14 protein-coding genes are annotated in these 12,775 nt (G+C 68.8%); 7 read left to right on the top strand and 7 right to left on the bottom strand.

Features of this window, described 5'->3' with window-relative positions; translation table 11 throughout:
* Positions 1 to 74: 74 nt before the first annotated feature.
* Entirely contained in the window at positions 75 to 788 is a 714-nt protein-coding gene (locus ACIOJD_RS18765) for a GntR family transcriptional regulator (protein ID WP_401914676.1), read from the bottom strand.
* 180 nt (positions 789 to 968) lie between these two features.
* Between ACIOJD_RS18765 and ACIOJD_RS18760 the strand changes: the two genes are divergently transcribed.
* The 7 genes from ACIOJD_RS18760 to ACIOJD_RS18730 all read left to right on the top strand — a co-directional run bounded on the left by ACIOJD_RS18760 (position 969) and on the right by ACIOJD_RS18730 (position 6,911).
* Positions 969 to 1,250 carry a thiamine-binding protein gene (locus ACIOJD_RS18760; RefSeq protein WP_401914673.1) on the top strand — a complete coding sequence of 94 codons (282 nt, stop codon included), beginning with the start codon at positions 969 to 971 and terminating at the stop codon, positions 1,248 to 1,250.
* Complete coding sequence (locus ACIOJD_RS18755; RefSeq protein ID WP_401914671.1) at positions 1,247 to 1,633, top strand: helix-turn-helix domain-containing protein; 387 nt, start codon at positions 1,247 to 1,249, stop codon at positions 1,631 to 1,633. Before ACIOJD_RS18760 ends, ACIOJD_RS18755 begins: the two co-directional genes overlap by 4 nt.
* A 245-nt stretch (positions 1,634 to 1,878) precedes the next feature.
* Complete coding sequence (gene uraD, locus ACIOJD_RS18750) at positions 1,879 to 2,427, top strand: 2-oxo-4-hydroxy-4-carboxy-5-ureidoimidazoline decarboxylase (RefSeq protein ID WP_401914669.1); 549 nt, start codon at positions 1,879 to 1,881, stop codon at positions 2,425 to 2,427.
* A 5-nt stretch (positions 2,428 to 2,432) separates the two neighbouring features.
* Positions 2,433 to 2,879 carry a hydroxyisourate hydrolase gene (locus ACIOJD_RS18745; RefSeq protein WP_401914666.1) on the top strand — a complete coding sequence of 149 codons (447 nt, stop codon included), beginning with the start codon at positions 2,433 to 2,435 and terminating at the stop codon, positions 2,877 to 2,879.
* Positions 2,880 to 2,884: 5 nt separating this feature from the next.
* Entirely contained in the window at positions 2,885 to 3,832 is a 948-nt protein-coding gene (pucL, locus tag ACIOJD_RS18740; RefSeq protein ID WP_401914664.1) for a factor-independent urate hydroxylase, read from the top strand.
* 69 nt (positions 3,833 to 3,901) lie between these two features.
* On the top strand, positions 3,902 to 5,278 hold the full coding sequence (locus ACIOJD_RS18735; RefSeq protein WP_401914662.1) for an 8-oxoguanine deaminase: 1,377 nt from the start codon (positions 3,902 to 3,904) through the stop codon (positions 5,276 to 5,278).
* 94 nt (positions 5,279 to 5,372) lie between these two features.
* Complete coding sequence (locus ACIOJD_RS18730; protein WP_401914659.1) at positions 5,373 to 6,911, top strand: nucleobase:cation symporter-2 family protein; 1,539 nt, start codon at positions 5,373 to 5,375, stop codon at positions 6,909 to 6,911.
* Between the two features lie 113 nt (positions 6,912 to 7,024).
* Here ACIOJD_RS18730 and ACIOJD_RS18725 read toward each other — a convergent pair whose 3' ends face one another.
* The 6 genes from ACIOJD_RS18725 to ACIOJD_RS18700 all read right to left on the bottom strand — a co-directional run bounded on the left by ACIOJD_RS18725 (position 7,025) and on the right by ACIOJD_RS18700 (position 12,616).
* Positions 7,025 to 7,867: a chitosanase gene (locus tag ACIOJD_RS18725; RefSeq protein ID WP_401914656.1), complete on the bottom strand. Its 843-nt coding sequence runs from the start codon at positions 7,865 to 7,867 to the stop codon at positions 7,025 to 7,027.
* Between the two features lie 140 nt (positions 7,868 to 8,007).
* Complete coding sequence (locus ACIOJD_RS18720) at positions 8,008 to 8,859, bottom strand: chitosanase (RefSeq protein WP_401914655.1); 852 nt, start codon at positions 8,857 to 8,859, stop codon at positions 8,008 to 8,010.
* A gap of 264 nt (positions 8,860 to 9,123) precedes the next feature.
* On the bottom strand, positions 9,124 to 9,714 hold the full coding sequence (locus ACIOJD_RS18715; protein ID WP_401914652.1) for a TIGR03086 family metal-binding protein: 591 nt from the start codon (positions 9,712 to 9,714) through the stop codon (positions 9,124 to 9,126).
* A 108-nt stretch (positions 9,715 to 9,822) separates the two neighbouring features.
* Positions 9,823 to 10,422 carry a hypothetical protein gene (locus ACIOJD_RS18710; RefSeq protein WP_401914650.1) on the bottom strand — a complete coding sequence of 200 codons (600 nt, stop codon included), beginning with the start codon at positions 10,420 to 10,422 and terminating at the stop codon, positions 9,823 to 9,825.
* Positions 10,422 to 12,212 (bottom strand): alpha/beta hydrolase, encoded by a 1,791-nt coding sequence (locus tag ACIOJD_RS18705; RefSeq protein WP_401914649.1) that lies wholly within the window; start codon positions 12,210 to 12,212, stop codon positions 10,422 to 10,424. The genes ACIOJD_RS18710 and ACIOJD_RS18705 overlap by 1 nt, the downstream gene beginning before the upstream one ends.
* Positions 12,209 to 12,616, bottom strand: a complete 408-nt coding sequence (locus tag ACIOJD_RS18700; RefSeq protein WP_401914646.1) for a hypothetical protein — start codon at positions 12,614 to 12,616, stop codon at positions 12,209 to 12,211. The genes ACIOJD_RS18705 and ACIOJD_RS18700 overlap by 4 nt, the downstream gene beginning before the upstream one ends.
* Between the last annotated feature and the right edge of the window lie 159 nt (positions 12,617 to 12,775).

Raw genomic sequence — 12,775 nt, 5'->3', positions numbered from 1 at the left:
TCCTCGGTCTCTGCTTCTCTGTGTTTCTCTTCCGGTGCTGTCCGGCCGTGCGGGGTCGTGGAGGGGAGGCGCGCTCAGCGGGAGCGCACCAGGCCGTGGCCGCCGGAGACGACCGGCGCGCTGTGCTCCGCCGGGTGGCCCGTGGGGTGTTCGTCGGCGAGGGTCATCCAGGTCGTGTGAGCGACGGCCGCCGCGGTGCCGGCGTCACCCGCCGCACAGGCGTCGATCATCCGGTCGTGCAGCGCGACGGACTCGAGACCGGCCTCGGAGGAGAAGCGGACCCGCTCGACGCGTCGCAGCAGGGGCGAGTACTGGTCCAGGACTTCCGCGACGATGGTGTTCGACGCGGCCGTCACACACACCTGGTGCAGGGCGTCGTCGGCCGCCAGCGCGGCGCCGACATCACCGCGCCGCAGGGCGGCGGCGAACGCCTCGTTCTCCTTCCGCATGGCCGCGACATGACCCGAGTCGAGCAGGGGAGTGGCGAGCCGTACGGCGAGTTCGTGCATCGTCGCCACCACCGGCTGGGCGTCCTGGACCACCGCGGCCTCCAGCGCGCTGACGGTGGTGGACTGGCCGGGCCTGGTCACCACCAGCCCGCAGCGCTCCAGTCGCATCAGCGCCTCGCGGATGGGGGTGCGGCTCACACCGATCCACCGCTGTAGCTCGGCCTCGCGCAGCTGCTCCTCGGGCTTGAGCGTTCCGTCGACGATGGCGTCCCGGAGGACGATGAAGGCGCGGTCCCGGAGAAGGACCCGGGCTGCGATGGGTGTAGTAGGAACCGGCATGCAATATATTGCATGTCGGTCCGGGCTTCCTGTCAACCCTTGAGTTCTGTCCCCGCGGAGGGCGAAGGCCGCCGGACCCCACGCTCAGCGGCATGCCTGCGCATCTCCGCTGATCGCCGCGGGGGAGTCCGTTAGGGTCGTGTCGGAGCGACTGGGGCACATCAACGCCATGGGGGCACCGTGCGATTGAGAGTCGAGTTCACGACCGAACCCTTCGATCTCGACGAGGCGCCCGCCCATGCGGTGGTGGCCCGCGAGGTGGTCCAGGGGGCCGAGCTGGACGCGGTCGATGTCGGCCCCTTCGGCAATACGGTGGAAGGCCGCGCCGACGCGGTGCTGGCCTCGGTGGACACACTGCTGCGGGAGTCGCTGGCCGCCGGAGCGACCCGGGTGTCGCTCCAGGTCAATGTGATCGCGGATGCGGATGCGGACGCGGGTCCGGATGCGGAGGGCGGTCGGTGACCGAGCCGCGGGATCATCCCTTCATCGCCGCCGTCAAGCCGCTGGTCGATGCCATGGGCGGTGAGCTGGTGGCGCCCCACGAGGCCGAGCCCGACGATGTCGTCCTCGCCTGGGAGGGCGAGAACCTGCTGGCCGTACGGCTGCCGCAGCTGTCGGAGTCCCTGGATCACATCCTGGCCGCGCTGGAGCGCCGGTACGGCATGCCGCTCGCCGAACTCGACCGCAAGTCGAAGCAGTCGGTCGTCCGGACGCTGGAGGCGCGCGGTGCGTTCTCCGTACGGCACGGCGTCGAGACGGTGGCGACGGCCCTGGGGGTCAGTCGCTTCACCGTCTACAACTACCTCAACCGGGAGGCCGCCGCGAAGGGTGACCCGGTGCGGTGACCAGCGGCGTTGTGTACGCGGCCGAGGCGAGACCTCCGATGGGGGCGGTGTGACGGTTCGGACCGGCGCGGTGTGACAGTCATGAAACAGGCCGCCGCCTCACACTCCCGTGGGCGGCGGCCTCCCCGTATGCGCGCACCCTGCCCGCGTGAGTTCCGTATACGAGATTTCAACAAAGTGTTGACGATGTGTTGTCGAGGGCGTTAGCTGTCCGCAGCCCGCCCAGCACAGCCACGGAGGCTCCCGTGACTTCGACACCGACACCGCCGGGCCTGGCCCGGTTCAACACCCTGCCCGACCGTGCGGCGCTGGCCGCACTGCACGAGGTGTGCGCCAGCTCCGCCTGGGGCAGGAAGCTGCTCGCCCGGCGCCCGTACGCCACGGTGGACGCCCTCTTCGACGCCAGTGACACCGCAATGGGGGAACTGGACTCCGGAGATCTGGCCGAAGCGATGGCAGGGCACCCGCCGATAGGCCGGCCGAGGCCCGGGGACCCGGCGTCCTCCCGCGAACAGCGCGCAATGGCCGGTGCCTCCGAGGAGCTCAAGACCGAGATGCTCGAACTGAACCTGGCGTACCAGGAGACGTTCGGTCATGTCTTTCTGATCTGCGCCACCGGCGCGAGCGGTGAGCGGATGCGCGACGCGCTGAAGGAGCGGTTGACCCGTACACCCGAGCAGGAGCGCGCGACCGCGCGCACCGAGCTTGGCAAGATCAACCGCATCAGACTGGCCCGTCTCGCCACGGAACCCCGGGCGACGGCGGCGTGCGCGCCCGGAGAAGAAGGAGAGTGACGGCCTTGAGCACCGACACCACGGCCTCGGTGTCCACGCACATCCTGGACACCAGCATCGGACGCCCCGCCGAGGGCGTCGCCATCTCCCTCGCGGCCCGGAGCGGCTCCGGCGCACAGTGGGTGGCGCTCGGTGGTTCGCGTACCGACGCGGACGGGCGCTGCAAGGACCTTCCGGCGCTGCCGGAGGGTACGACCCACGTACGTCTCGGCTTCGAGACCGAGGCGTATTTCCTCAAGTTCACCGAGTCGGGGGCGCTCACCGAGTCGGCGGTGTCCGCCGCGTCCGCCGGGCAGCAAGCCGAGGCGCCGCAGGACGCCCCCCGCTCAAGGTGCGGCGGTGCACCGTTCTTTCCGGAGGTGGCGATCACGTTCACCGTCACTCCCGGCGAGCATTTTCACGTACCGCTGCTGCTCAACCCGTTCGGCTATTCCGTATACCGAGGGAGCTAGCGGCCATGCCCACGATTCTCGGCCAGAACCAGTACGGCAAAGCGGAGAACCGCGTCGTCAAGATCACCCGGGAAGGCGGCACCCACCACATCAAGGATCTGAACGTCTCCGTCTCCCTCTCGGGCGACATGGAGGACGTCCACTACTCCGGCTCCAACGCACATGTGCTGCCTACCGACACCACCAAGAACACGGTGTACGCGTTCGCCAAGGAGCACGGCATCGAGTCGGCCGAGCAGTTCGGCATCCTGCTGGCCCGGCACTTCGTGACCAGCCAGGAACCGATCCGCCGGGCGCGCGTCCGGATAGAGGAGTACGCCTGGGACCGCATCGAGTCCGCCGGAACAGCGGACGGCGAAGGGGGCGACGGGGGCGACGGGGGCGACGGGAAAGAACACTCGTTCGTCCGCAAGGGCCAGGAGACCCGCGTCACCCAGACGGCCTTCGACGGCGAGACGTGGCAGGTCATCTCCGGACTCAAGGACCTGACCGTACTGAATTCGACCGACTCCGAGTTCTGGGGATACGCCAAGGACAAGTACACGACGCTCCAGGAGGCGTACGACCGGATCCTCGCGACCGAGGTGTCCGCCAGGTGGCGTTACAGCTGGTCGAGCGATGACGAGCCCATGCCGGACTGGGACGAGTCCTACGAGCGCACGAAGCAGCACCTGCTCCGGGCCTTCGCCGAGACGTACTCCCTCTCGCTCCAGCAGACGCTCTACCAGATGGGTACGCGGATCATCGACAACCGGAGCGAGATCGACGAGATCCGGTTCGCACTGCCGAACAAACACCATTTCCTGGTCGACCTGACGCCGTTCGGGCTGAAGAACGACACCGAGGACGGCGCGGTGTACGTCGCTGCCGACCGTCCGTACGGCCTGATCGAGGCCACCGTCCTGCGTGACGGAATCGAGCCGCGGATCCCGCTGGACCTGACCGCGCTCTGACCGCGCTCGGACCTCCGCACCCCGGAAACAGACCTTCGTACCCCGGAAGCAGCAGGGAGAGGAACCGCAATGGCGGCTTCGCGCATCGTCATCGAGAACTGCGCCATCGCGACCGTGGACGCACGGGACACCGAGTACGCCTCCGGCCACGTCGTCGTCCTGGACAACCGGATCGAATCGGTCGGCCCCGGCCGGGCCCCCGCCGGCCTGGAGAACGTGGTCCGCCGTATCGACGGCACCGGCCACCTCGTCACACCCGGCCTGGTCAACACGCATCACCACTTCTACCAGTGGATCACCCGGGGACTGGCCACCGACCACAATCTCTTCAACTGGCTGGTCGCGCTCTATCCGACCTGGGCACGTATCGACGACGCCATGGTCGGCGCGGCAGCCCGCGGCTCCCTCGCGATGATGGCCCGCGGCGGTGTCACCACCGCGATGGATCACCACTACGTCTACCCGCGCGACTCGGACGACCTGTCCGGCGCGATCATCGGGGCCGCCGCGGAGATGGGCGTACGGTTCACCCTCGCCCGCGGTTCCATGGACCGGGGCGAGTCGGCCGGCGGACTGCCCCCGGACTTCGCCGTGGAGTCCCTCGACGGGGCGCTCGCCGCGACCGAGGAGACCATCGACCGGCACCACGACTCCTCGTTCGACGCGATGACCCAGATCGCGGTCGCGCCGTGCTCACCGTTCTCCGTCTCCACCGAACTGCTCGGGCAGGGCGCCGAGTTGGCGCGACGCAAGGGCGTACGGCTGCACACCCACGGCAGTGAGACCGTGGAGGAGGAGCAGTTCTGCAAGGAACTGTTCGGCATGGGCCCGACCGACTACTTCGAGTCGACCGGCTGGCTCGGCTCCGACGTATGGATGGCCCACTGCGTCCATATGAACGACGCCGACATCGCCGCTTTCGGCCGTACGGGTACGGGAGTCGCCCACTGCCCGTCCTCCAACGCCCGGCTGGCCGCCGGTATCGCCAGGGTCCCCGACATGCTCAGGGCGGGAGTCCCGGTCGGGCTCGGCGTCGACGGCACCGCGTCGAACGAGTCGGGCGAACTCCACACCGAACTGCGCAACGCACTGCTCATCAACCGCCTCGGCACGCACGGCGAGTCCGCGCTCACCGCCCGTCAGGCGCTGCGTCTGGGTACGTACGGCGGCGCCCAAGTGCTCGGCCGCGCAGGGCAGATCGGCTCGATCGAGGCGGGCAAGCTCGCCGACCTCGTGCTCTGGAAGATGGACACACTGGCGCACGCGTCCATCGAGGACCCGGTCGTCGCGCTGGTCCACGGCGCGGCCGCCCCGGTCACGCTCTCGCTGGTCAACGGCAGGACCGTGGTCGAGGACAACCACCTGACCACGGTGGACGAGGACGCCGTCGCCCGCGCCACGCGCAGCGAGGCCCGGCGTCTGGCGAGGATCGCCGCGCAGGGCTGATCCCTCACACCCCCGACACGCCCTCCCGGCATCCCCCCGCATACCCTCCCTGACACCCACGTCGCCCCGACGTGCAACCGACCGGAGGAACACCTTGGCCGCTCAGCCCAGGATTCACAAAGCAGCATCGGAAGGCACAGAAGACGCGGAAGATATAGGAGACATAGGGGACATAGAAGCCTCGGCTGCCGAGTCCGGCGCGGAGCCGGGCACGGAGTCCACCGAGTCCGGCACGGAGTCCGGCCGGGCTCATCCGGTCGACCAGACCCTCCCGCCCGTCAAGACGCTCACCAGCGGCCTCCAGCATGTGGCCGCGATGTACGCGGGCGTGGTGGCCCCGCCCATGATCGTGGGACCCGCGCTGGGCCTCGGCGCCAAGGACACGGCGTTCCTGATGGGCGCGAGCCTCTTCACCGCCGGCCTGGCCACCCTGCTCCAGACCGTCGGAGTCTGGAAGATCGGCGCCCGGCTCCCCTTCGTCAACGGCGTCTCCTTCGCCGGTGTGACCCCGATGATCGCCATCGGCAAGGACCGGGGCGCCGACGCCCTCCCCGTCATCTTCGGCGCGATCATCGTCGCGAGTGTGCTGGGCTTCGTCCTCACCCCGTACTTCTCGAAGCTCGTCCGCTTCTTCCCGCCCGTGGTCACCGGCACCGTCATCACCCTGATCGGTGTGTCGCTGCTCCCGGTCGCCTTCAACTGGTCCCAGGGCGGCGATGCCACGGCCGACGGCTACGGCTCGACGCGGAACATCGCCATGGCCGCCCTCACCCTGGTGATCGTGCTGGCACTGCGGAAACTCCTGCGCGGATTCCTCCAGCAGATCTCCATCCTCCTGGGCCTGGTCGTCGGTACGGTCGTCGCCGTCCCGATGGGGATGACCAGCTTCGACGCCATCGCGGACGCCGATCCGGTCGGCTTCCCGACACCGTTCCACTTCGGTGCCCCACAGTTCGAGATCGCGGCCGTCATCTCGATGTGCATCGTCATGCTCGTCTGCATGACCGAGTCCACCGCCGACATGCTCGCGCTCGGCAGGATCGTGGGGCGCCCGGCCGACGAGCGGACCATCAAGGGCGGGCTGCGCGCCGACACTCTGGGCAGCGCGCTCAGCCCGCTGTTCAACGGCTTCATGTGCAGCGCCTTCGCGCAGAACATCGGGCTCGTCGCGATGACCAAGGTCCGTAGCCGCTTCGTCGTCGCGGCCGGCGGCGTCATCCTGGTCCTGCTCGGGCTCAGCCCGCTGCTGGCGTCGGTCATCGCGCTGGTACCGCTGCCCGTCCTGGGCGGGGCGGGGATAGTCCTGTTCGGCTCGGTCGCGGCGAGCGGCATCCAGACCCTGGCCACGGCCGCGCTGGAAAAGGGCGAGAACGCGCTGATCGTCGCGGCGGCCGTGGGCATAGGCCTGATCCCGATCGCCGCGCCGGGCTTCTACGACGCCTTCCCGAAGGACCTGATGGTGGTGCTCGACTCGGGTATCAGCACGGGGTGCGTGGTGGCCATCGTCCTCAACCTCGCCTTCAACCACCTGGGTGGGAAGGGCGGGAGGGACGAGGGGGCCGGTACGGGCGACGGTACGGAGCCGGACCGGCGGGAAGCAGTGCCGGAACCGGCCGCGTCGGCCTCGCACTGAGCACTACGGCGGGTACCGCGGGTAGGGCGGGTACGGCACCGAGGAGATGCCGTACCCGCCGTCGTACCCGCCGCTGGGCCTGTGCTGTGTCCCGCGTCGGGTACGGCCGGTGCTCAGCCGATGTGGAAGTCCTCGCCGTACACCTTCCAGTCGAGCGGCGGATCCAGGTTCAGATTGCCCTTGTCGAGGAACACCCGCTGCGCGGTGTCCACCCGGCTGGTGTCCTCGTGTGCCTCCTCCTGGCGCATCGCCCAGACCCGGGCGTCGAGGTAGGCGTGCAGATATTCCTCCTCGCCGCCGCCCTGGGCCGGTGTCCTCGCCTCGGCCAGCGCGCGGTTGCGGATGCTGCCGAAGCTGGTGCTGTCGCCGCCGTTGCCGTGCATGACGATGGCGTCGTAGTAGATGAACTGGCCGAGCGTGCCCAGGCCGTCCTGCTTGGCGCGCGCCACGGCCGGGTCGAAGTAGACCCGGTCGCGTTCGTCGTCCTGTGCGCCCTTGAACACCGAGTCCCGGGCGGCCTCTTGCCAGGCGCCGGTGAAGCCGGGGTCGAGCCCCTCGTGCGAGTCCGTGCCGTCGACCTGACGCAGGGCGGGCAGATACCTGGCGAGCGGGTTGTCCGGCTTGCGCGCGGTGTACAGCTCGACGAGATCCAGCATGTCGCCCGTACCGGAACAGAATCCGATGATGCCCGCGGTGTAGCCGCGCCCGTCGCCGATGTCCTCGATGTAGCCGTACTGCGCCTTCCAGTCCAGCGAGGAGTTCTCCGCGCTGGAGACGAGCCGCATGGCGATGTCCTTCTTCACGGCATCGTCAAGTCCGGTGGCCGCGGCGGCTGCCGCGGCAGCGCCGACGGCCGGGGCAGGGGGCTGCTGCGCCGCGTTCGCCACGCTGGTGGCGGGGACGGCGAGCAGTGTGAGTGCGAGCAGAGCGGTGCGTATGTGGGGGGTGAGCACCATGCCTCCGTGAGTGTGTTTGCGCGTCACTTCTTCTGTTAGGAAGCTTTCCTACCGAAAAAAGGGGACGGCGTACACCCGTTCGTATGTGAAGGAGGGGTGAAGGGTGGCCGGTGAGCGGTTGGCGCGGTGCTGCGGGTGCGCTACTCGGTCTGCTCGGTGTCGATCCGGTAGCTGTCGCCGTACACCTTCCACGCGAGCGGGGCGTCGAGGTTCAGGTTCCCCTTGTCGAGAAACACACGCTGTTCCGTATCGACGCGGCTGGTGTCGGAGTGGGACGGTTCGCGGCGCATCGCGGCGACCCGCGCGTCCAGAAACGCGTGCAGATACGTGGACTCGTCGCCCCCGGGACCGGGTGATTCGGCCTTGCGCAGGGCCTGTTCACGGATCGTACGGAAGCCGACCGAGCCCCTTGCGTTGCCGTAGCCGTGCATCACATAGGCGTCGTAGTAGATGAACTGCCCCAGTGTGCCGAGCCCGTCGGCCTTCGCGCGGGTGACGGCCGGGTCGAAGTACAGCCGGTCGCGCTCCGCGTTCTGGGCCTTGCGCATGGCGGGATCCTCGGCGGCCTTCTTCCAGGCCTCGGTGAAGGCCCGGCCGAGTCCGTTGTGGGACGCGCTGCCCTTGACGGCGCGCAGCGCACCGCGGAAGGGGGCCAGCGCGTTGTCCGGCCGGGCGGCGGTGAACCGCTCGACGACCATGAGGAGATCGCCGCAGCCGGTGCAGAACCCGACGATGCCCGCCGTGTAACCGCGCCCGTCGCCGATGTCCTCGATGTAGCCGTACTGGGCCTTCCAGTCCAGCGAGGAGTTCTCGGCGCTGGAGACCAGCCGCATCGCGAGCTCCTTCTTGGCCGGTGCGTCAAGTCCCGCCGGGGCGCCCGAGTTTGAGGCACCCGGGGACGAGGCACCCGAGGCCGAGGTGCACGCGGCGCAGAAAGCGAGGACCGACAACACCAGGACGAACGGCAGCAGTCGGCGGAGCGTGTGGGTCACGTAACGGCTCTTTCCCTGTGGGCGCACCGGTCTCTGTGCACCGGTTTCCGTGCACCGGTCTCTGTGCACTGGTCTCTGTGCACCGGGACAGGTCCTGAGATTACGTGAGGGCTTCCGGAGCATCCTGAATGTGTGGTGATCCGAACGTTCGAGGGCTGCCCGGGGCGTATCCACGAAGTAGCGCCGTCGGCCGGACTCTGCGGACACGCCCCGGTCCGGGCTACCGGCCGTTGGGCCCCCCGACCCTCGGTCGGCCGGCCCGGATCATTCCCCCGGCCGCCAGTCCGGGCGGCGGCCGCTCAGGCCGACCACCCGGTCCAGCAGTGGGGCGTCCTCGGGTGTCGGGACGGGCGGCCCGAACAGGCCCTCCTGGGCCGGACCCGGGTTGTCGGGGTCGGCCATCGGGGCCAGCATCGCGTACGAAGCCCGGAGGCTCGCCTCGTCCGGACCGTAGGACTGCCCCGTGCTCCGTGCCAGGTCCCAGCCGTGGAGCTGCACCTCGTTGAGTGCCACGATCCCGGCCACCGCGCCCGGCAGGTCGACCCCGCCGATACGGGTGAAACCCTCCCAGGCGGCGGGGGAGCGCCAGGCGGTGGCGAGTTCGTCGAGCTGCCGGGGCAGGACCTCACGCCAGTCGGTGTCCAGCACGGGCAGCGTGGTGTTCGGCGCCGTGTCCGTCGTCGGCCCCAGCTCCTTGCGTGCGGCGTCCCGGAACCCCGCCGTCAGCCCGACCAGATGCGCGAGCACCTCCCGGACCGCGTAGTCGGGACACGGCGTCGGCCGCGTGAGCTGGTCGTCGGTGATACCTCCGAGCAGCCCGGCCACCTCCCGGCAGGCGGGTCCGAGGTCGAACATGTCTGCCTTCGTATGTGTGTCCATACAGAGGTGGACCGGCCCGGCCGCCGAAACTCATCGCTCCGGCCCCGGCCACCCGCCTTCGCCCGGCGGCTGTCTCGGAAGGCGTCAGAAGATGCCGTTGAGATCCGTGCCCTCGGGGGCGCGGAAACAGCCGGAGACGACGCGGATCTGGATCGAGGGCCGCGCGTTCGCGGACGGCGCGTTCTTCGAGGAATCGGTGTCGACCCGTAGCTCCGCGTTGAGCGAGTAGTGCTCCTTCTCGGAGTCCGCGGTGAGTTCCAGGGTCTTGGCGGCGCTGCTGTTCGGTCCGTATTCGACGATCTTCCACCCGTGCTTGGGCAGATTCTCCTTGAGCCGCTGGAAGCCCTGCTTCAGCTCCGCCTCGGAGACACCGTAGAGCGACCAGGGATGGCGCGAGAGGAAGAGATGCTCGGGGTCCTGTTCGCAGGTGGAGACGCCGGGGCCGGGCTCTGTCGTGGTGGCCTGCTTGATGCCGATCAGGTCGAAGATCTGGCTGGAGACGGCCTTCGTCTTCGTCCTGGCTTCCTCGACACCGAGAGTGGTGGGGGTGTATCCGAGATCGTCCATGTCTTTCGAGCATCCTGTGGTGAGAGTCGCCAGTGCGAGCAGGGGCATGAGCGCGCCGAGTGAGTAGCGCCGAAACCGTTCGGCGGTACGGGATCGTTCGGCGGTACGGGGGGCCATCAGTCGTCCTCTTCCACGCGTTCGTATTGGCCTACCACGACCGATGCCTGGTTCTTCAGACTCTGCGAGTCGCGCGTCCAGTAGTCGCTGTGTCCGCTGGTGTCGACGTCCATCCGGTGCGCGCCGAACGCCTCGTCGGAAGGCACGGTCTGGATGTATCCGGCGTTGTAGGGGATGCCGTTCCAGGTCTCGACACCCCACTTGTAGCCGCCCAGCCCGGCGACTTTCCCGCCGGCCGGGACAAAGTCGTCGGACGCGGCTTCGGACCATACATGGTCCTTGCCGACGTCGAGGTCGTCCGCGTCGCCGGTCAGCATGCCCGGACTTCCGGCGACCACGATGTCGTCGGCCGAGAGGTCGCCCTTGTTGGAGGCGTCACCGACGACGGTGGAGCCGTAGCTGTGGCCGATGACCGTGGTGTGACTGTTGTCGGGGCCGCCCTGGGCGGTCTCCAGGCCGTCCATGAAGTTGTTCAGCTTGGGCGATCCGTCGTACGCCCACTGCTTCTGCATGGCCTCGGGGATGATGCTCTGCGGGGCGTCATAACCGAGCCAGGTGACCGTGGACAGCGACTGTCCGGGGGCCTGGGCGTTGCCTTCCCTCCACAGTTCGGTCATCCGGTTGATGTCGCCGCTGATGCCTTCGAGTTTCGACGTGGTGCCAGGCACGTACACCGCCGTGTGGTCGGCCGTGTCCGGGTTGCCGTTCGCGATGATCGCGCGTCCGGTGCCCTTCTCGTCGAAGCCGAGGAGGAAGGCAGGCGGGAGGCCGGCCGCGGGCGGGGCGTCGAACCGCTTCTGGATCGCGTCCATCCCCTTGGTTTCGGCCTTGAGACGGCTACCCCCGCCCTCGTCCCACTTCTCCCACGCCGGGTTCTTGATGGCGGCGGGATAGGTGCCGTTCGGATTCTGGATCATCTTGGGGGGCTCGGGGCCCAGCTTGTCGAGGTCCAGTTGCGCCCTGGCACGGGTTTCGGCGAGCACCATGCGGTTGGAGTCGTCGCGGACATCGCTGGGGATCCCGTCGAGGGCGCCGACCGAGGCGGGATAGAGGGTGGCGTATTCGTCGCGCTGTTCCTGGGTGAGCCCCTTCCACCAGGCGGCGTTGTCGGCGGGGGACTTGCCCTGGGGAATCTTCGCGCCGTCGGCGTATTTCCCCGCCGCCTGCTGCAAGGCCGTGGTGTCGGCGGCGGCGTCGGCGAGCATCGCGTCCGTGACCTTGAGTCCGCCGGTGGTGTTCAGGCGGCGCAGGGCTCCGGCGTACCGTCCGTCGATCTCGGCGGCGTCGCGGAGCGCGGCGGATATGCGTTCGGCTATGTCCTCGGCCTTGCCCTTGTTGGCGTCGGCGCCGCCCTCCGCCTTCCCGGGCAGAAGCGGTATCGGGGCGCCGGGTGTCGCGGTGCCGTTGCCGGGCGCGAGGGGAGCGACGGGCGAGTGCGGGTACTCGACGGAGCCGTCGGCCTTGACCGTGAACTTGAGGTTCTCGGCGTCTTCCAGTGCCTGCTTGAGCTTCTTCTGTGGCGCGGCCAGCTCGGCGGCCAGTCCGTTCAGCGCGGTACGGATCAGGCCGCACTCGGTGTGGATGTACTGGTAGTTGCGGCTGAGCTGGGTGAGATCATCGATGGCCTTGGTGGCGGTCTCGCCCTTCTCGGTCTCGCGGAGTGTGCCGAGCATCTCGTTGTCGACTCTGTCCTTCGCGGCGTTGGCGCGGCCGGAGACCTTGCCCCAGCCGTCCGCCGCGTCCTCGTACTCCGAGAGCCTCACGTCACGCAGTTGTTGCCAGGTGGTCACTTCGGCCCCTGACCTTCGAACCGCTGCTTGGTCTTGACCTCTTGCTCGCCGAACTCCTTGCCGGCGCTGCGCAACGCGCCTTCGAGCCGGGTGCACTCGTCACGGACCGAGGTGAGACGTTCCTTCCAGGAGGTACGGATCTCGGTCAGCCCCGCCGTACTGCTGAAACCTTCCGTACCGCCGGCAACGCCCTCCAGGGCCGTGTCCAGCTCTGTCAGAGCCGAGGCCGAGGACGTGTACAGGCCGCCGGCCACCCCGGAGGCGGAGGTCCAAGGGCCCTGAGCCGCCTTGAGATCGGGCTCACCACCCCCGCCGCTCCCGGGCGCGTCGGCCGAGGCCAGCTGCATCCCCGTACCGGAGCCGTCGTGACCGAACAGCTCCGACCATTTCTGATTGAGTGCCATGTGCTTCCCCCTGAAATCCGTGAAACTCACGCCAAACGGATCGATTGCCGCCGCGAATCTAACTGATTTGCGATGTGCGGTCAGCATTTCGGGGGCCGAACCGGACGTCCGGGGGCCGCACTCGATGTCCTTGTCCGAAGTCATCGGGGGAGAGTGCGG

The sequence above is a fragment of the Streptomyces sp. NPDC088116 genome, from assembly GCF_044741745.1.
Taxonomy (GTDB): domain Bacteria; phylum Actinomycetota; class Actinomycetes; order Streptomycetales; family Streptomycetaceae; genus Streptomyces.
Note: the sequence above shows the minus strand (reverse complement) of the source record. Positions and strands in the feature narration are given on the sequence as shown.

Excerpts from the sequence above, each read along its gene's own strand:
- ACIOJD_RS18765 (WP_401914676.1), bottom strand. The coding sequence starts at position 788 with ATGCCGGTTCCTACTACACCCATCGCAGCCCGGGTCCTTCTCCGGGAC.
- pucL (WP_401914664.1), top strand. The coding sequence starts at position 2,885 with ATGCCCACGATTCTCGGCCAGAACCAGTACGGCAAAGCGGAGAACCGC.
- ACIOJD_RS18735 (WP_401914662.1), top strand. The coding sequence starts at position 3,902 with ATGGCGGCTTCGCGCATCGTCATCGAGAACTGCGCCATCGCGACCGTG.
- ACIOJD_RS18725 (WP_401914656.1), bottom strand. The coding sequence starts at position 7,867 with ATGGTGCTCACCCCCCACATACGCACCGCTCTGCTCGCACTCACACTG.
- ACIOJD_RS18715 (WP_401914652.1), bottom strand. The coding sequence starts at position 9,714 with ATGTTCGACCTCGGACCCGCCTGCCGGGAGGTGGCCGGGCTGCTCGGA.
- ACIOJD_RS18710 (WP_401914650.1), bottom strand. The coding sequence starts at position 10,422 with ATGGCCCCCCGTACCGCCGAACGATCCCGTACCGCCGAACGGTTTCGG.
- ACIOJD_RS18700 (WP_401914646.1), bottom strand. The coding sequence starts at position 12,616 with ATGGCACTCAATCAGAAATGGTCGGAGCTGTTCGGTCACGACGGCTCC.